General features: G+C 64.8%; 11 protein-coding genes and 2 tRNA genes. 9 read left to right on the top strand and 4 right to left on the bottom strand.

Translation table 11 applies throughout. The features are described from left to right. Positions 1–37 precede the first annotated feature (37 nt). From nudC to ARTH_RS24485, 3 genes are all read left to right on the top strand, one after another. On the top strand, positions 38–1114 hold the full coding sequence (gene nudC / locus ARTH_RS13990; protein ID WP_011692594.1) for an NAD(+) diphosphatase: 1077 nt from the start codon (positions 38–40) through the stop codon (positions 1112–1114). Positions 1115–1184: 70 nt separating this feature from the next. Continuing rightward, a complete protein-coding gene (locus ARTH_RS13985; RefSeq protein WP_011692593.1) occupies positions 1185–3365 on the top strand; it encodes an ATP-dependent DNA helicase UvrD2 in 2181 nt (726 codons plus the stop codon). After that, positions 3365–4000 carry a M48 metallopeptidase family protein gene (locus ARTH_RS24485; protein WP_011692592.1) on the top strand — a complete coding sequence of 212 codons (636 nt, stop codon included), beginning with the start codon at positions 3365–3367 and terminating at the stop codon, positions 3998–4000. Before ARTH_RS13985 ends, ARTH_RS24485 begins: the two co-directional genes overlap by 1 nt. A 20-nt stretch (positions 4001–4020) precedes the next feature. Here the strand turns inward: ARTH_RS24485 and ARTH_RS13975 are convergent, their stop codons facing one another. Continuing rightward, complete coding sequence (locus ARTH_RS13975; RefSeq protein WP_011692591.1) at positions 4021–5472, bottom strand: zinc-dependent metalloprotease; 1452 nt, start codon at positions 5470–5472, stop codon at positions 4021–4023. Between the two features lie 219 nt (positions 5473–5691). Here ARTH_RS13975 and ARTH_RS13970 point away from each other — a divergent pair, with 219 nt between their 5' ends. From ARTH_RS13970 to ARTH_RS13950, 5 genes are all read left to right on the top strand, one after another. Then, the gene (locus ARTH_RS13970; RefSeq protein ID WP_011692590.1) at positions 5692–6855 is read left to right on the top strand and encodes a YlbL family protein; all 1164 of its coding nucleotides are present in this window, start codon (positions 5692–5694) and stop codon (positions 6853–6855) included. Positions 6856–7015: 160 nt separating this feature from the next. Further along, positions 7016–10036, top strand: a complete 3021-nt coding sequence (locus ARTH_RS13965) for a UPF0182 family membrane protein (RefSeq protein ID WP_011692589.1) — start codon at positions 7016–7018, stop codon at positions 10034–10036. Between the two features lie 229 nt (positions 10037–10265). Then, positions 10266–10339 (top strand) — tRNA-Met (locus ARTH_RS13960). 188 nt (positions 10340–10527) lie between these two features. Then, positions 10528–10604 (top strand) — tRNA-Met (locus tag ARTH_RS13955). Between the two features lie 340 nt (positions 10605–10944). Further along, positions 10945–11883 (top strand): cytochrome b/b6 domain-containing protein, encoded by a 939-nt coding sequence (locus ARTH_RS13950; RefSeq protein ID WP_043429905.1) that lies wholly within the window; start codon positions 10945–10947, stop codon positions 11881–11883. A gap of 36 nt (positions 11884–11919) precedes the next feature. Here the strand turns inward: ARTH_RS13950 and ARTH_RS13945 are convergent, their stop codons facing one another. After that, a complete protein-coding gene (locus ARTH_RS13945) occupies positions 11920–13344 on the bottom strand; it encodes a cryptochrome/photolyase family protein (RefSeq protein ID WP_011692587.1) in 1425 nt (474 codons plus the stop codon). A gap of 208 nt (positions 13345–13552) precedes the next feature. Between ARTH_RS13945 and ARTH_RS13940 the strand changes: the two genes are divergently transcribed. Next, a complete protein-coding gene (locus ARTH_RS13940; RefSeq protein WP_011692586.1) occupies positions 13553–14797 on the top strand; it encodes a hypothetical protein in 1245 nt (414 codons plus the stop codon). Positions 14798–14885: 88 nt separating this feature from the next. Here ARTH_RS13940 and ARTH_RS13935 read toward each other — a convergent pair whose 3' ends face one another. Then, entirely contained in the window at positions 14886–15677 is a 792-nt protein-coding gene (locus tag ARTH_RS13935; RefSeq protein WP_043430842.1) for a PspA/IM30 family protein, read from the bottom strand. 111 nt (positions 15678–15788) lie between these two features. Then, the gene (locus tag ARTH_RS13930) at positions 15789–17834 is read right to left on the bottom strand and encodes a TPM domain-containing protein (RefSeq protein ID WP_011692584.1); all 2046 of its coding nucleotides are present in this window, start codon (positions 17832–17834) and stop codon (positions 15789–15791) included. Positions 17835–18022 lie beyond the last annotated feature (188 nt).

Genomic DNA, 18022 nt, shown 5'->3' with positions numbered 1-18022 from the left:
AATATCAATTGTCAGCCGGAGTCAGTACGGTGGGTACATGAGTCTTGCGGAGTCCCCGGCATCCAAAAACCAGTTAACAGAAAATGCGTCCCGGGGCAGCACGCCGCCATTGACGCGGCTCCCGGCGAACCACCTTATGGACACAGTCCTTCCGGTCCGTCCGGCCCTTATTGACAGGGGATCGGGCGCCCGGATGAAACCGGGCATGGTTGACTCCGTGGTCGGTTCAGGACGGGCGCTGGCCATGGTCCTCTCGCACCGACAGGCATTGGTCCGTGGCGACAGCCTCCTGCTGACGGACGCCGCCGGGCTCGCGGAGAGCTTGGGCGAAGCCGGAACACCGCCGTCGATGACCATCTACCTCGGTTCCGCCCTCGCCGGCTCACACCTGGACGAAGGTACGGAAATCGTCCTTTTTGTCCTGCCGGAGCCGTTCGAGGTCCGGGCGGAACAGTTCGAACGCGGCATCGCCGGAATCCCGTCGGACGCCGTGTGGACGGGGTTCCGGGACGTGGCGGCCCGCCTGAACGCCACCGACACCGCCCTGTTCATCGAAGCCAGTGCCATCGCCAACTGGCATGCCACGCACGTTCATTGCCCGCGGTGCGGTGCCCCGACGGTCGTGGAAGCAGGGGGATGGGTCCGCCGCTGTCCTGTCGACAACTCCGAACACTACCCCCGGACGGACCCCGCGATTATCGTGACGGTGGTCGGCCCGGATGACAGGCTCCTGCTGGGCGGCGGCGGACCACTGGATGCGAAAAACTATTCCACCCTGGCCGGATTCGTGGAGCCGGGCGAGTCACTGGAACAGGCGGTCGTCCGCGAAATCCAGGAGGAAGTTGGTGTTCGGATTACGGCCACCCAGTATCTCGGTTCCCAGTCCTGGCCGTTTCCCGCCTCGCTGATGCTGGGTTTCACGGCCAGGACCCTGGATACGGAGGCAACGCCCGACGGCGTGGAGGTCACCCGGGCGCGCTGGTTCAGCCGCGAGGAACTCCAGGCCGCTGTGTTGAGCGGGGAGATCGTTATTTCCAGCCGACTGTCCATCGCCCGTTCCCTGATTGAGCACTGGTACGGCGGCGTCATCCAGGACCGCCCGGCCGACGAATGACTTCACCACGCACTGCGGACCTCCGACTGACAGAACTGATCCACCGAGCACCAATCGACATGAGCACCAAGTGACAACTGACAATTTTGAACGCACCCTGCCGGGCGACGGCGCGTCACCCGATCCCGCCCTGCTGGACACCCGGTCCTTGGAAGAGCGCATTCTCGGCGGTTTGGACGACGAGCAGCGGGAGGTTGCGAGCACGCTGAACGGACCCCTCTGCGTGCTCGCGGGTGCCGGCACCGGAAAGACGCGCGCCATCACCCACCGCATCGCCTATGGCGTGCACTCAGGCGTCTACAGCCCGCAGCGGCTGTTGGCCGTGACATTTACTGCGCGCGCAGCGGCGGAGATGCGGAGCCGGCTCCGGGATCTCGGGGTGGGCAACGTCCAGGCGAGGACGTTCCACGCTGCCGCGCTGAGGCAGTTGCAATTCTTCTGGCCGCAGGCCGTCGGCGGGGCGCTGCCGAATCTCCTCGACCACAAGGCACAGATGATCGCCGAGGCCGCCCGCCGACTCCGGCTCAGCACGGACCGTGCATCCATCAGGGACCTCGCCTCCGAGATCGAGTGGGCCAAGGTGTCCATGCTGACGCCGGCGAACTACCTCGAGAACGCGCAGGACCGCGGCAACCCCGGAGGGTTCGACCTGACAGCTGTGGCACGGGTGTTCCAGTCCTATGAGGACGTCAAAACGGACCGCAACGTCATCGACTTTGAGGACGTCCTGCTAATCACTGTAGGGATCCTGCAGGAGGACCCGAAGGTGGCAGCTACCGTCCGCGAACAATACCGCCACTTCGTGGTGGACGAATACCAGGACGTCTCGCCGTTGCAACAGCGGCTCCTGGAGCTCTGGCTGGGAGGACGCGATGAGCTGTGCGTCGTTGGCGACGCCAGCCAGACCATCTACTCGTTTACCGGCGCCTCACCCAAACACCTGCTCGGTTTCAAAGCCATGTACCCCGGCGCCAACGTCGTCAAGCTGATCCGGGATTACCGCTCCACGCCGCAGGTGGTAAAGCTCGCCAATGACCTGCTCGCGGGACGGCGCAGCGGCGGCCCCGTGGCGGACGCCGCGTGGGCGGCGCCGCTCAAGCTCGTCGCGCAACGGCCGCCGGGGCCTCCGCCGCAGTTCACAGAGTGCGCGGATGATGAAGCCGAAGCCGCGACGGTAGCTATCAAGATCCGCGAACTGCTCGACGCCGGCACCCCGGCCAGCGAGATCGCCGTGCTGTTCCGCACCAACGGGCAGTCCGAAGCCTATGAACAGGCTTTGGCTTCAGCCGGAATCGGCTATCAGCTGCGCGGCGGGGAACGGTTCTTCGCCCGGAAGGAAGTGCGGGACGCAATCCTCCAGCTGAGGGCTGCCACCCGGGCCGCTGCCGAAACGTCGGAACCCGAGCGCCTGGGCCAGCTTGTCCGGGACATCGTGGCGTCCCTGGGCTACACGGAATCCGCCCCGCACAACGGCGGAGCGCTGCGGGAACGCTGGGAGTCGCTGGCGGCACTGGTTGCCCTGGCGGATGAGCTGGTGCTGAGCCGGGGCCCGCAGTTCAGCCTTTCGGATTTTGTCAACGAACTGCAGGAACGGTCGCTTGCCCAGCATGCCCCCACCGTCCAAGGGGTGACCCTGGCGTCGCTGCACGCCGCCAAGGGGCTCGAATGGGATGCGGTCTTCCTCGTGGGCCTCTGCGAAGGGCTCATGCCGATCTCGTTCGCCGACTCCCCGGAGGACGTGGATGAGGAGCGCCGGTTGCTGTACGTGGGCATCACCCGCGCGCGCGAGCACTTATCGCTGTCCTGGTCGTTGGCCCGGACCCCCGGCGGCAGGGCAAACCGGAAGCCGTCGCGGTTCCTGGACGGCCTTCGGCCGGACTCGGTGGCCAGTTCGACGGCGCGCGGCAAGGGCCCCGCTCCGCGGCGGAAGGCAGCGACACCTGCGATGTGCCGGGTCTGCGGAAGCATGCTGTCCAGCGGCGCCGAACGCAAGGTCGGCCGCTGCAGCCAGTGCCCGCCGAGCTACGAGGAACAGACCTTCGACGCGCTGCGCCAGTGGCGGAAGGATGTGGCTCTTGCCGCCGAAGTTCCGGCGTTCGTGGTGTTTACCGATGCGACGTTGACTGCGATCGCGGAGGCACGGCCGGCGTCCCTCGAGGAATTGTCCCAGCTGGCCGGAATCGGTCCCTCGAAGCTGGAGAAGTACGGCGAAGCCGTGCTCGAGGTCCTCACGGAAAGCGGCAGCGCCTGATGGCCGGAAGCGCCCAACCACGGGCGATTCCGCAGACTACCTCCGACGGCGCCCCGGTGCTGGTCCGTCGTTCCGCGCGCCGTCGCCGGACCGTGGCCGCGTTCTGGGAGAACGGAACGGCCGTGGTGGCCATCCCGGCGCATTTCAGCAAGGCACAGGAAAGCGAATGGGTCCACCGGATGCTGGAGAAGCTCCGGCTGCAGGGAACCCGGCGGTCGCGCGGGGCAGGACAGCGCAGGCCGGCCACGGACGCAGCCCTGGCCGCGCACGCAGCCGAACTGTCGGCGAAGTACCTTGGGGGCCGTTCCGTGCCGACTTCAGTGCGCTGGGTCAGCAACCAGAATTCCCGCTGGGGTTCGGCCACACCCGCGGACGGAACCATCCGGCTTTCGGACAAGCTGCGGCCCATGCCGCAGTGGGTGATTGACTACGTGCTGCTGCACGAACTGGCGCATCTGCTCGTCGCCGGGCACAACGCCGCGTTTTGGCGCCTCCTGGAGGCCTACCCCGAAACCCAGCGGGCCAAGGCGTTCCTCGAGGGCGTCGCGTTCGCCACGTCCCGCGGAATCTCACCGGACGTTGACGGAGACAGCACGAGCACTGACGGAACCAACGTTCCGTCAGTGCTCGGCTAGCGGGCAGGAAAGCCAGCAGGTCAGGCCCGAGGCGTCCCGCCGTCGTCGTCCATGCCCGAACCGCCCGTTTCCGTGTCGGAGCCGTCATTGTCCTTGTCGGGGGCTGCATCGTCCGCGGCCGGTTCGTCGAATCCGCCGTTCAACAGTTTCTGCAGGGCGTCATCCACCTCCGTGTCGCTCGCTTCGGCGAGCTTGCGCCGCGCACTGAACCCCTGCGGGTCGTCCAGGTCCTCGCCTGTGGGCAGGAGGTCCGGGTGCTGCCAGATGGCGTCCCGGCCCTCGGTGCCACGTTCTTCCTTGAGCGAGGCCCACAGGGCGGCAGCCTCGCGAAGGCGGCGGGGACGCAGCTCCAGGCCCACCAGGGACGAGAAGGCGTGCTCTGCCGGACCGCCGGTGGCACGGCGCCGCCGGACCGTTTCACGCAGTGCCGATGCCGAGGGCAGGAACTTCTCCGTGGCCGCTGCGGTCAGTTCGTCCACCCAGCCTTCAACCAGCGCCAGCGCCGTTTCCAGTTTTTCCAGTGCCTGTTCCTGGGCGGGCGTCCGCTGGGGCATGAAGACGCCCTGGGACAGCGCCTCCTGGATGCCTTCGGGATTGCTGGGGTCGATTTCCCGCGCCAGTTCCTCGATCTTGGACGTGTCTATGTGGATGCCACGGGCGTAGGCCTCGATGGCACCCAGCAGGTGTCCGCGGAGCCAGGGCACCTGGACGAAGAGCCGGGCGTGCGCTGCTTCCCGCACCGCCAGGAAAAGCCGGATGTCGTTTTCGGGCAGGCTCAGGCCTTCGCCGAACTTGGCCACATTGGCCGGGAGAAGGGCCATTTCCAGGTCGGCCAGCGGCACCCCGATGTCCGTTGAACTCACTACTTCCGCAGACAGGGCGCCGATGGCCTGGCCCAGCTGCATGCCGAAGATGGCACCGCCCATGTTCTGCAGCATGGATGAAGCTCCGCCCATCATGGACTTCATTTCTTCGGGCATCTGCTCGGTCATGGCGGTGGACAGTGCATTGGCAATGCTGTTCGCCACCGGTTCGGTGAGCCGCTTCCACGTGCCGAGCGTCTCCTCCACCCATTCCGCCCGGGACCATGCCCGGCCGATCAGGCCTGTCGCGGGGAGGTCCGTGACCTGGTCAAGCCACAGTTCGGCCAAACGCAGTGCCTCATCGATGTCGCGCGACTGTTGCGCCGTGACAGAGGGGTCGGAGCCGCTCGCCGCCACCCGCCTCGCGTTATCGTGGGCAAGCTGCCAGTTGACGGGCCCTTCAGAGGGGGCGCTCATCATGGCCTGCACCTGCGAGAACATCTGGGCAAGCAGGTTCGGATCGTCAGGAAGGCCTGCGGCCTTGGCCAGCTCGGCGGGGTCTATGTCGCCCATGCCCTTCCCGCCCATAAGGTTCTGAAGCATTTCCGCAAGCGGATCCTTGGGGTTGTCGTCGTCGCCATTGGACGGATTGAGTGGGTTGGAGGTCATGATCCCGCCGATCGTCGGTGTGACTGTTGCTCACCTTCACGGTACCCCGGTGCCTTGGCGGCTGTCTGCCGAATCCGGCCCCGTTCGCTGTAGGCAAAGAGCGGCACCGCCCGCTCAACGCGTAGTGTTAGTAATCGGAATATTTGCAGGCTGCCGTCAGTGCGATCCGGTTCAGCCACGGGGCCGCGTCCGCGGGCGCAGGTACGGAGAGGTCCTTCATTGACAATCACTCAGGGTGACCAGGTTCCGGGGGATCCGGCGGAATCCGGAAGCGGCAGCGGTAGCCCGCGCGGCAGGCTTTTGCGCCGGCCCAAGTCCCGCCGGGCCAAAGCACGCGATAACCGCTACCCCGCCATGGTGACCTCCGGGCTGGTGGCACTGGCACTGGGTATCACCGCCGCGAGCCTTCCCGTGCCCTATGTCGTGGAATCGCCCGGGCCAACCTTCAACACCCTCGCCAACGACAACGGCAAACCGGTCATCAGCGTGACCGGCCGCGAGACGTTCCCGGCCAAGGGCAACCTGGACCTCACCACTGTCTATGTCGACGGCGGACCCAATGGTCCGGTCAGCGTATTCGAGGCTTTCTCAGCCTGGCTGGACAAGTCGAAGGCTGTTTATCCGGAAGAGCTCATCTTTCCGAGCGGGGTCACCAAGGAGGAATCCCAGCAGGAGAGTGCTGTGGCCATGACCACTTCCCAGGAGAACGCCACGGCGTCCGCCCTGAAGGAGCTTGATATTCCCTTTGAGCAGAAACTGCGGGTGGCCGACCTCGCGGAGCGGTCGGCGTCCGCCGGCAAGCTGCAGGCCGGCGATGTGTTCAACACTGTGAACGGCAAGCCTGTGACGTCGCTCAGCGTAGTGCAGGAGGAACTTGCCGCCGGGCAGGGCAAACCGGCCACCGTCGTCGTCGACCGGAACGGAACGCCGGTGACCGAAACTATTACCCCCACGGAGAACGCGGCAGGCAAGTTCATCCTTGGTGTGCTGCTGCAGTACGACTTCAAGTTCCCCTTTGACGTGAAGATTTCCCTCGACAAGGTGGGTGGCCCCAGCGCGGGCATGATGTTCGCCCTGGGCATCATCGACACCGTCACCCCGGGGGACCTGACCGGAGGCAAACACATCGCCGGGACCGGCACCATCACGCCCGACGGCGTCGTGGGATCCATCGGCGGTATCGGACAGAAGATGTACGGGGCCAGGGCGGACGGCGCGGAGGTGTTCCTGGCACCGGCGGCCAACTGCCCGGAAGTGGTGGGACACATTCCGGACGGGCTGCAGGTGGTCAAAGTCGAGAACCTGGCCGAGGCACGGGAAGCCGTCACCGTGATCGGTTCAGGCGGGGACACATCCGGGCTTCCCGCGTGCACCAGCAACTAGACTAATTGCAGGAACTAAGCACTAGTGCCACTCGTGGCACTAGTGAACGCTGCTGAGCCCCGTGTTCGGGGTGACGCGGCAGTTCTAGCAGCACATCATGACGCGCACCCTGATTTCTTGACAAGACCAGTAACTGACAACCAGCTATGAGGTACCGAGTTTGTCCCGTCCCGCCAGCTCCACTCCGCCCGGAAGACCCCAGCCAAGGCGAGGTGCCTTGACGCCGACGTTGATCGTCGTAGCACTGGTTGTGGTCGGATTCATCTTCTTCGCCAATGTCTGGACCGATGTCCTCTGGTACCAGCAGCTCGGGTTCTTTGAAGTATTCCTCACGGAGAACCTGGCCCGGATCATCATCTTCCTTGCCGGCTTCGCGCTGATGTTCGTGGCCATGTTCTATGCCATTCGGATCGCGTACCACGCCCGTCCCGTCTACGCGCCGGACTCGGAGATCAGGGACAACCTGAACCGCTACCAGGCTCAACTGGAACCCGTCCGCCGGGTGGTCATGATCGGTCTGCCGGTGCTGTTCGGCCTCTTTGCCGGAAGCGCGGCCGCCAGCCAGTGGCAGAAGGTGCTGCTGTTCCTGAACCAGGAGCCGTTCGGCCAGAACGATCCGCAGTTCAACCTGGACATCAGCTTCTACCTGATGACCCTGCCGTTCCTCGGCTTCGTGACCGGCTTCCTCATCAGCGTCGTTGTGGTCGCTGGTATCGCGGGAATCCTGACGCACTATCTCTACGGCAGCATCCGGATCATGGAACGCGGCATCTTCACCAGCCGTGCCGCGCAAATCCACCTCGCCGTCACCGGTGCGGTCTTCCTGCTTCTGCTTGGCGTGAACTTCTGGCTGGACCGCTATTCCTCAGTTCAGAACAGCAACGGACGCTGGGCCGGCGCCCTTTACACGGACGTCAACGCCGTCATCCCCACCAAATCGATCCTGGCTGTAGCCGCCGCGCTGGTGGCAATCCTGTTCATCGTCGCCGCAGTGATCGGCAAATGGCGACTGCCCGTCATCGGCACGGCAATGCTGGTCATCACCTCCATCCTCGCCGGCGGTGTCTACCCGTGGGTCATCCAGCAGTTCCAGGTGCGCCCGTCGGAACAGACCCTCGAGAGGCAGTTCATCGAGCGGAACATCAGCATGACCCGCGCCGCCTACGGCCTGGATAAGATCCAGGAGAAGCGGTACAACGCCACCACTAACGCCACCACAGGAGCACTGGCACCGGACGCGCAGACCACTGCCAATATCCGCCTCCTGGACCCGAACCTGATTTCGGACGCCTTCTCCCAGCTTGAGCAGTACCGTCCCTACTACCAGTTCCCGAGCGCGCTCAATGTGGACCGGTATGAAGTTGACGGCAAGGTGCAGGACACTGTGATTGCTGTCCGCGAGCTGAACCCGGACGGCCTCAGCGCCAACCAGCAGTCCTGGCTGAACCGGCACGTGGTCTACACCCACGGTTACGGCGTAGTGGCCGCTAAGGGCAACAAGTTCACCGCCGACGGCAAGCCTGAGTTCCTGCAGGCCGGCATTCCATCCACCGGCGTGCTCGGCAACGATTCGACGTACCAGCCCCGGATCTACTTCGGCGAAAACTCGCCCGAGTACTCGATCGTAGGGGCACCCGAGGGTTCGCCGCACCGTGAGCAGGACCGTCCCGCCGGCAAGGAAGGCGATGGCGAAACCCAGTACACCTTCACCGGCAACGGCGGCCCGAACGTAGGCAGCTTCTTCAACAAGGTCCTCTACGCGATCAAGTTCCAATCGTCCGACCTGCTGCTGTCCGACGGCGTCAACGCCGAGTCGCAGATCCTCTACGACCGCAACCCGCGGGACCGCGTCGAAAAGGTGGCCCCCTACCTCACGGTCGACGGCAACGCCTACCCGGCGGTGGTGGACGGCCGCGTGAAGTGGATCGTGGACGGCTACACCACCAGCCAGTACTACCCGTACTCGCAGCAGGAGCAACTGTCCGCAGCCACCGCTGATTCGCAGACCACGGCCGGGCGCACGGTCGCGTTGCCGAATAGCTCGGTGAACTACATCCGCAACTCCGTGAAGGCAACGGTTGACGCCTACGACGGCTCGGTGACGCTTTACGCCTGGGACGATCAGGACCCGGTGCTGAAGGCATGGCAGAACGTCTTCCCGACATCCCTGAAGCCCTATTCGGAGATGTCCGGCGCGCTCATGAGTCACGTCCGCTACCCCGAGGACCTGTTCAAGGTCCAGCGCGAACTGCTGGGCCGCTACCACGTCACGCAGCCGGACAACTTCTACACGAACAACGATGCCTGGTCCGTGCCGAACGATCCCACGGTCAAGGAAGAGGTCAAGCAGCCGCCGTTCTACATGTCACTGCAGATGCCGGACCAGGACAAGCCCGCCTTCCAGCTCACGTCGTCGTTCATTCCGCAGGTGGTCAACGGCACCGCTCGCAACGTGCTCTACGGCTTCCTGGCCGCGGACTCCGATGCCGGCAACCAGAAGGGCGTGAAGGCGGAAAGCTACGGCCAGCTACGGCTGCTGCAGATTCCTCCGGAAGCTCAGGTCCCGGGCCCGGGCCAGGCCCAGAACAAGTTCAACTCCGATCCCACAGTGTCCCAGGCGTTGAACCTGCTCCGGCAAGGCGCGTCGGCCGTCCTCAACGGCAACCTGCTGACCCTCCCGGTGGGCGGCGGTTTGCTGTACGTGCAGCCTGTCTACCTCCGCTCCACGGGCGAAACGTCCTACCCCACACTGCAGCGCGTGCTGGTTGCCTTCGGTGACAAGATCGGGTTCGCGCCGACACTGGATGAAGCGCTGAACCAACTCTTCGGCGGCCAGTCGGGCGCCAAGGCCGGTGACTTTGCCAATAACGGCCAGACACCGCCGCCCGCAGCCGGAGGAAGCACTCCGCCGGCCACCGGTGGTACGGACGCCAAGGCGGAACTGAAAGCCGCACTGGATGAGGCGAACGCAGCCATCCGTGCGGGCCAGGAGGCTCTGGCCAAGGGGGACTTCGCCGCCTACGGCGAGCAGCAGAAGAAGCTGTCCGCCGCCCTCCAGAAGGCGATCGATGCCGAAGCGAAGCTCGGTTCGGAAGGTGCCTCGCCGACGCCGGGAGCCACCACGGCTCCCACAGCGACCCCGTCGGCCGCCGCGACGCCGTCGCCCTCTCCGAGTAACTGATCAGGGGGGTGCTCCCCGTAACGCCCGCCCGCAAGGCCGGTTTCCCTTCCAGCAGGAAGGGGAAACCGGCCTTTGCGGTTTCCGGCTGGAGTACCAATTCCCGGGCCCGGTAGCGCCGGTCAGGAAGCCCGGTAGCGCGGGTCCGGAAGGCCCGTGTCGACGCGGAGACGCAGATCACGTCCCCTCAATTTGGTCTGACGTTCACCGGCAGGTAATGTTGTTCTTGCGACGCGGGGTGGAGCAGTTCGGTAGCTCGCTGGGCTCATAACCCAGAGGTCACAGGTTCAAATCCTGTCCCCGCAACTGACGGAAAGACCCGGAATTCTCGAAAGAGAATTCCGGGTCTTTTGCTTTGCTGCCGGCGGGTTGCCCATGGGCCGTCCGTCGGACCGTTGAGCGGACCGCTCGGTGGAGCGTCCGGCGGACCGTTAGAGGTCCAGGCATGGGGTGGTCGGGACGGTCCCAAAAGTAGGGTAGTGTTGATCAAGCGACGCGGGGTGGAGCAGTTCGGTAGCTCGCTGGGCTCATAACCCAGAGGTCACAGGTTCAAATCCTGTCCCCGCAACCACTATGAGAGGCCCTGACCGGGAATTATGCCGGTCAGGGCCTCTTTTCTTGTCTGAAGCACTCCAACTACTAGCATTTCCTAGTATTCTCATTCCCGGGGGCAACGTCCTGCGGTGCCATACGGCTGTTCGATGTCGATCAACGCATGGGCTGGCCGCCGCCTCCAGGCGGGGGTCGCTATGTTGCGGGGCATGACCGAAGCCCCGCACGGGTTCGCTCTTCCGCTGTTCATGATTCAAGCTATTAAGGCGCACTTAACCCGGCCGGCGCTCCTGTCGGTGCACCCGGCAGGGCTGACCCGCCTGTTTCCAGTCGATCATTCTCGAGAGGAATGCTGCTCGATGTCTCTACCAACCAAGAAGAAGTCCGGACCTGCGAAGAGCAAATGGGCCAAGCTGTACTGGGCAGTTCCGGCCGCGCTCGTTGCCCTTCTTCTCGTGGTACTGCTCGCTAAGTGGGTCACAGGGCTCGCCGGGGTAAAAGACTTCCTGGCGGCCTACCCGGGCCATACAGAGCTGCCTGAAGGCACTCCCGTTGGGTTTCCGGCTTGGTTGGCGTGGCAACACTTCCTCAACGGCTTCTTCCTGCTGCTGATCATCCGTTCCGGCTGGCAGGTGCGCACGCAGACGCGTCCGGCCGCCTACTGGACCCGGAACAACAGGGGCCTGGTCCGTACCAGGAATGCGCCGACGAAGATCAGCCTGGCGCTGTGGTTCCATCTTGTCCTTGACGCGCTGTGGATCCTCAACGGCATCGTGTTCGCGGTCCTGATCTTCGCCACCGGCCAGTGGGCCAGGATCGTACCCACCAGCTGGGATGTCTTCCCGAACGCGCTCTCGGCCGCGCTGCAGTACGCCTCGCTGAACTGGCCGACGGAGAACGGTTGGGTCAACTACAACGCCCTCCAGCTATTGACGTACTTCCTGACCGTCTTCATCGCGGCGCCCCTGGCCTTCATCACGGGCCTGCGGATGTCCTCGGCGTGGCCTAAGAATGCCAAGGCGCTGAACAAGGCCTATCCAATCGAGGCTGCCCGCGCCGTGCACTTCCCGGTGATGATCTACTTCGTCGCCTTCATTGTGGTCCACGTTTTCCTGGTGCTGGCCACCGGAGCCCTCCGGAACCTCAACCACATGTACGGCAGCAGCGACGACGTCAGCTGGGTGGGATTCGGCATCTTCGCGGCGTCCGTCGCAGTGATGGTCGCCGGGTGGTTCCTGGCACGGCCGCTCTTCCTGAGTCCCATAGCTTCCCTGATGGGCAAGGTCAGCAGCCGCTGACCGGTCCGCAGCAGGGGCGCCGGACCCCGCCGCAGCTTAGCTGTCCTTGAGCTTCTGGTATGTCTCCAGGGCCCGCTCACGCGACTCGGGCAGGCCCACCAACGGCTCCGGATAACCGGCGGCCAGTTCCGGCGCCTTCCACGGTTCGTGGATCTCTTTTTCACTCAGGTTCGCGATCTCCGGAATGAACTCCCGCAGGTAGCGGCCGGCGGCGTCGAATTTCTTGCTTTGCGTCACGGGGTTGAAGATCCGGAAATAGGGGGAGGCGTCCGCTCCGGAGCCCGCCACCCATTGCCAGTTGGCCGGGTTGCTTGCGGAATCGGCGTCCACCAGCGTGTCCCAGAACCAGGCTTCGCCCAGCCTCCAGTCCGCGAGCAGGTTCTTCACCAGGAACGACGCGGCGGCCATGCGGACGCGGTTGTGCATCCAACCCGTCTGCCACAGCTGGCGCATCCCGGCGTCCACCAGCGGATAGCCTGTCCGGCCCTGCTGCCAGGCTTCCAGTTCGGCGTCCGACGGCGTCTGCCATTCGAACCGGTCAAAGTCGGGACGGTAGTTTCGGCTGGCCAGCTCCGGGTTCTCGTAGAGAAGCTGCCAGCAAAACTCGCGCCAGCCCAGTTCGGAGCGGAAGATTCCGACGTCGGCAGGAGCCTGGCGCGGGAAGCGCTCACGGAGCGCGTGCCAGATGCGGAAGGGACTGATCTCACCAAAGCGAAGATGGGGGGAGAGGCGGCTGGTGCCTTCGACTCCCGGCCGGTCGCGGCCGGTTCCATACTCCTCGACAGGGCCGTCCAGGAAGTCCTTCAGACGGCTGTGGGCGCCCGCTTCGCCGGGCGTCCACTGTTCCGCGAGTCCTGCGCTCCAGTCGGGCGTGCGGGGGAGAAGCGCCCAGCTGTCCAGGTCATCGCTTTGGGGCGGCCCGCCGTCTCCGTGCCCGGCGGGATGAGGCAACGTGCCGGGGCCGTCGGAGGGGATCCGCGGCTCTCCGCTTTCGAGGCATGCGCGCCAGAAGGGCGTGAAGACCTTGTACGGCCCGCCCGCCCCGGTGCGGACGGTCCAGGGCTCGAACATGAGGCTGGCCTGGAAGCTCGCTGCATCAAGTCCCTGTTCCCCTGCCCAGGCTTTGACGCCGGCGTCGATGCTGCGTTCAGGTCCGCCGTACCTGCGGTTCCACCTGAGATGGGTGGCTCCGGTTTCGGCAGCCAGCTCCTGGATGATTCCTGCAGCGCTCCCGCGTCGAAGGACCAGTCGGGAGCCTGCCGCTTCCAGACCGCCGGCCAAGGACACCAATGAATGGTGGAGCCACCATTTGGCCGCCCCGCCGAGGGGCCGCACCCCCGGTGATTCTTCATCCAGAATGTAGACGACGGTCAGCGGGTGGCCCATGGCCGCCGCATCGGCCAGGGCCGGATTGTCATCGAGCCGAAGGTCGTCACGGAGCCAGACAATGGTGGAAGGCATGGTTCCACGGTACACGCCGACGGGCGCTATTTACCGGCCGGTAACTTGGCCGTAGACTCGCTCCAGTCGTCCCCTGCGTTCATTCTCCGCACGGACGGTTCCGTTCGGATCAGGCTTTTTTCCTGTTGACATCGGCACCCGGCTGAGGCGGCCGGATGTCGGCCACCTGTGCGCCGCAATGTTGCCGCGTGCAGAAAAAGGATGACCAATGAAGCTATTCCTTTCCCCGGCCACGCGGCCCGGGACAGCTCGCCCGTGGCTTGCGGCCACCAGAGCGCTCGTTGCGGCAATCGCAGCCGCTGCCACCGTGTCCGCTGCCATTGCCCCTTCGGCCCACGCCGCGCCCGTCGGCGGCGATGAGTGGGTGGTCAGCATGGGGGATTCCTACATTTCGGGGGAAGCGGGCCGCTGGGCCGGCAATTCGAGTGATCCCGGCCAGACTGATGCGCTGGGTGACGCGGCCTATCTTGATGCCGGTCGATCCGAGAGTACGGCCGGCTGCCACCGCTCCTCCTCGGCGGAGATCAGGATCGGGCAGGCACAGTCAGCGAATCTGGCGTGTTCCGGTGCCAAGACGGCCACGTCCTGGAACTCCTCCGGGGAATTCAAGCCTGGCCTGGATTTCTACAACGATGCTGCCGGCAATATGGGGCAGGCCCTTGCCCTGCAGAACTTCGCATCGGCCCACCGGGTCAAGATGGTGGTGGTCTCGGTGGGCGGGAACGATCTTGGTTTCGCCGGCATCATCGCCACGTGTGTGTCAAAGTTCATGACCAGCCCGTCCTGGGCTCCGAGTTACTGCAAGGACTCTACTGCGGTGGCTACGAACTTTTCGGCGACAAACCGGGCCGCAGTGGCATCCCGGATCGGCGTCTCGCTCGCGAACGTGGCGCAGGCCATGGCCGGCGCCGGCTATGCGCCCGGTGGATACAGCCTGGTGGTGCAGAACTACGTCTCGCCGCTGCCGCGCAGTTCCGACGTTGCCTACCCCGAAGCAGGGTTCAGCAGGCAGAGCACCTACGGTTGCGGATTCTGGAACGCGGACCTGGATTGGGCTTCGGGTACTGCCGTCCCCGCCATCAACTCCACCATTTCGGCCGGCATCGCTGCTTCGGGTCTGGACGGCGTTCACACGCTGAACGTGGCCGCGCTCTTCACCGGCCACGAACTGTGTGCGGACACAACGAAGAAGCTGGACAGCACCGCGCTGAGTGACTGGCGGGGCGCAGGCGCCGCGGACGTCAGCGAATGGATCAACGAGGTCCGGACCGCCAGCACCGTGTTCAGCGACTACTACATCCAGGAATCGCTGCACCCCAACTATTGGGGCCAGCTGGCCCTGCGCAACTGCCTGCGCCAGGTCTACAACGACGGCGACGTTCGTTCCGGCAGTTGCGTGGCGGCCGGGGCCGGGCTGACCACGGCAGGAGAACCTGCTGTCGCTCTGCGCTAGCCCGCCTTACGGCAAAGACGCAGCGAGGCCGGGGCCCCTTCGCGGGACCCCGGCCTCTCTTTGGTCCGGCCAAAACCGGAGGCGCAGCCTAGAGCTTGTCGAAATCAGCTTCTTCAACAGTGGAGCCGGCAGCCGAAGAATTGGCTGACGATCCGATGGCAGGCTTCGCGCCGCCGGACTTCAAAGCCGCGAGGCGGGCTTCGATCTCCGTCTGTTCGCCGAGGTCTTCCAGCTGGTTGAACTGTGCGTCAAGGCTGGACGCTGCCAGTTCCTGCTGACCGCGGACCTTGGCTTCTTCGCGGCGGATCTTCTCTTCGAAGCGGCCCACCTCGCTGGTGGGATCCATGAAGTCGATGCTCTTGAGGGCGTCGTGCACCTGGGACTGCGCGGCGGCGGTCTTGGAGCGGGCCACCAGCTCATTGCGCTTGCTGGTCAGCTCGTTGAGCTTGCCCTTCATCTGGTCCAGGCCGGTCTTGAGTTTTTCCACGACTTCGGTCTGCGAAGCGATGCTGGGCTCGGCAGCCTTGGCCTCGTTCTCGGCTGACATCTGGCGCTGGATGGCGACCTTGGCCAAGTTGTCGAACTTCTGGGCGTCCACGGTGTCGCCGCTGCTGCGGTACTCGTCGGCTTTGCGGGACGCCGCCAGGGCCTTGTTGCCCCAATCCTGGGCGTTCTTGACGTCCTCGTTGTAGTCGTCCTGGAGCATGCGCAGGTTTCCGATGGTCTGCGCAACGGCAGATTCAGCTTCGGCAATGTTGTTCGTGTAGTCCCGGACCATCTGGTCCAGCATTTTCTGCGGATCTTCGGCCTGGTCCAGCAAAGAGTTGATGTTCGCCTTTGCCAGCTGCGCCATACGGCCGAAAATGGACTGCTTAACCATGGTGTTGCCTTTCATCCTGCTCAGTGGTCGCCACTGAAATCAGTGAACAGTTGATGTACCGTTTCTACCCGGCGGCCGGCGGTACCGGCCGCCGCCTAGTCTGTGGATCGGCTAGAAGCTGCCGGAGTCCCCGCCGCCGAAATCGCCTCCGCCGAAGTCCCCGCCTCCGCCGCCGAAATCGCCGCCGCCCCAGCCGCCGCCGTCGCTGTGGCCGCCGCCCCAGCCGCCGCCGCTGCCTCCGTTGAGGATGGAGTTGATGAGGATGCCGCCCAGGATGGCGCCGCCGAGGCCGCCTCCGCCACCGCCGCCGAACATGCCGCCGCGGCCATAGCCCTGGTTTGTGTAGCCGAAGCTGTCCACATCCCCCTGGGCGAGTTGCGCGGCCTGGGCTGCCAGTGCGTGGGCCTGCTGGGCATAGGTCAGGGCGGTGACGGGATCATTGCGGGATATGGACAGGGCATAGTCCAGGTTCCGCTGGGCCTCGGCAAGGCGGGTCCGTGCTTCGGTTCCTACTCCGCCGCGACGCGCAGTGATGTAGTCCGAGGTGGCACTGATCTGGGCCTGGGCCGACATGATGGTCTGCTGCAACGACGCCTGCGCACGGCGGGCCTGCTCCTGCTGGTCGCGGATACCGGTCAGGGACTGGTCCAGTGACTGATGGGCCGCCTCCACCCGCTCCAGCGTGGCAATCGGATCGATCTTCCCACCCTGGATCTCCGCCTTGACCTGTGCCAGGGCCGCTTCCACTCCGGCTACCGGTCCGGCAAGTTCCGGATGGGCTCCTGACTGGATCATCGCTCTTGCCTGGGCGAGGTCCTGGGAGGTGTCCGCAACGGCGGCCTCAAGGCTGTTGCGTGCCTCGTCAAGGTTTCCGGAGACCTTGGTGATGGCTTCCAGGAGAACTTTTGTCTGGTGCAGGCTTTCCTCGGCGGCGCGGACGGCAACGGCGGCCAGGCTGCCCTCGCCGGAGGCCAACTTGTCCCGGGCAGTCGAGCTGGCATTTTGCACGAAGGCGAGCCGCTCCTTGGCCTGCCCGATGTTGTCCGAAACTTGCGCAAGGGCGCTGTCGGCATACTTGGCCCGCAGTTCAGTCAGTGTTTGCTCCGCGCTGGCGATCCGGGCGTCAGCATCGGTGGCACCGGCGTTCACTGCGGCAAGGGCCTGCGGTGCGTTCTTCTCCAGCTCCCGCAGGGAATCGAAGTCTGCCTTTTGTTCCTGGAGGGAGGCCAGTGCAGCCTCCGAGCGGCGGATGATTTCGCCGAGCCAGCTGCGCTGCTGCTCCTCGGTGTCCGGAATATGGTCGTCAAGCTGCTGCTGCAGTTTGAAGGACTCGGACATGTGGCCCTTGGCTTCCTGCAGCGCCTTGGTGAAGTTTCCGACGGCGGCATCGCCGTACTGAGCCTGGGCGAACCCGAGTTCCTGTTCGCTCGAGTTGATGGCGTTATCAGCCTCAATAAGCAGCGAACCGCTCTTCCGGCGCAGTTCGTCCACGCTCAGTGAAGCCAGCGGGTCCAGCTCCGCACCCTGCGGGCCATAACTGGCACTCGATGCGACTGCAGCCTTCTTCCGGCGGTTCCGGAAATAGAGGTAAGCACCCGCGCCACCGGCTACAACCACGCCGGTGCCGACTAGTACTGCCGCTCCGGCACCATCACCGGATGAGACGGTACCGCTGCCGCCGCCCGCGGCGTCGCCGACTGCCGATGCGGTGTCAATGGCGGCCTGGGCGTAGTCCTTCTTGCCACCGGCAAGGTTAGCCACGATGGCGTTCTGGGTGATGTTCGACTTCTTGGCGTAGATCGAACTCTTCGTAGACGGCGCAAAGTAGTACTGGCCTGCCGTGGAGATGGCGAGCAGGACGTCAGCGTTGCCCATCTTCTTCTGCGTAGCGACAGCCTCGCCCCAAGCCGTCGGGTCATCAGGGCTCTCGAAGGAGTTCACCGTAACCACGTAAAGGTTGTATTTGTGGTCCTTGAGGAGCTTCTGGATTGCGTCCTGCACTTCAGCCTTGCGGCTTCCGAGCACATTGGCCTTGTCCACGATGTTAGTGCCGGACGGAATAGGCACCGGGGCTTCGGCCCAGGCTGAGGTGGCGGGGACCGCCAGCAACCCGGCAAGGCCAATCACGGCGAGGAGACGTTTGAACTTAGACCGCATGTGCAACCCTTCAGCACTTCTGCGACTGATTCGGGCCGAGCCAGTCGTCACAGAATGCAGCAGCGCCCCCACGCATGTGTAAAGCCGCAGGTCGCTGTGGCAATTCCATTTGATTCTATGGTGCACCAATATGCCCGTCCACAACGGGGAATATGCCACCAGCGAAAAGCGCTGCACCCGTGGCCCGG

The organism is Arthrobacter sp. FB24, assembly GCF_000196235.1.
Lineage (GTDB): Bacteria > Actinomycetota > Actinomycetes > Actinomycetales > Micrococcaceae > Arthrobacter.
The sequence above is the reverse complement of the archived record's forward strand: the minus strand, read 5'-3'. Positions and strand labels throughout refer to the sequence as shown.